A 246-nucleotide genomic window follows, 5' to 3' on the forward strand; every position below is an offset into this window, starting at 1 on the left:
GCTTGTTCGATATGTGTCTCCCGCCTCTATTGGTACGGCAGGGAAGTATATTACTACGGAAACAGCGAAAGCAGCATTAGCAGTAAAAAAGCCTTACATCTCCAAACCGTACCTAACTGTTAACACCAAACGTCTCATCGTACTGATCAGCGAGCCCATATTCGATAAAGACGGAATCTACAGGGGGGTTATCGCAGGAACAATCTATCTGCATGAGAACAACATATTAAATACGATCTTTGGGAG

1 protein-coding gene is annotated in these 246 nt (G+C 43.9%); it reads left to right on the plus strand.

Annotated features, from left to right (window positions below; genetic code table 11):
• Positions 1-246: PDC sensor domain-containing protein (locus tag SB775_RS32575; RefSeq protein ID WP_410865427.1), on the plus strand; the 246-nt coding region annotated here is incomplete at both ends.

This window comes from Peribacillus sp. SIMBA_075 (genome assembly GCF_046534585.1).